The organism is Zoogloea sp. (genome assembly GCF_023150065.1).
Classification (GTDB): domain Bacteria; phylum Pseudomonadota; class Gammaproteobacteria; order Burkholderiales; family Rhodocyclaceae; genus Zoogloea.
In genome coordinates, this window is record NZ_JAKLLN010000099.1 from 381 (window position 1) to 772 (window position 392).

Below are 392 nucleotides of genomic sequence, written 5' to 3' on the forward strand. Positions count from 1 at the left end.
ACCAACACCCCGATGATGGCCGGCATCCCCGACGAATGGACCCAGGCCATGATCCGCGCCATTCCGCTGGGCCGCATGGGCGAGCCGGCGGAGATCGCCGCCGCCGCCGTGTTCCTGGCCAGCGACGAGGCCGGCTTCGTCACCGGCCAGAACCTCGCCGTGAACGGCGGCATGAGCTTCCTGTGAGCGGCGCCGCGATGACCGACGCCAGCCTCGCCGCCCGCGTAGACCGCCTCGAGTCGATCGAGGCGATCCGCCAGCTCTGCATCCACACGCTGGCGCTGCGCGACGCCGGCCTGCCGCACACGAAGGAGGCGGCGATGTGCAAGTGGATGGGGCCGAAGTACGCGGTCGATGTCATCCACCAGTGCCTGTTGACCTTCGGCCACTAC

General features: G+C 69.6%; 2 protein-coding genes. Both read left to right on the forward strand.

Going from position 1 to position 392, the window contains the following annotated elements; genetic code table 11:
* Positions 1-186, forward strand: a 186-nt coding sequence (locus tag L6Q67_RS23635; protein WP_296575994.1) for an SDR family oxidoreductase, incomplete at its 5' end; no start/stop codon positions are given.
* Positions 187-197: 11 nt separating this feature from the next.
* Positions 198-392, forward strand: a 195-nt coding sequence (locus tag L6Q67_RS23640; RefSeq protein ID WP_296575997.1) for an acyl-CoA dehydrogenase family protein, incomplete at its 3' end; no start/stop codon positions are given.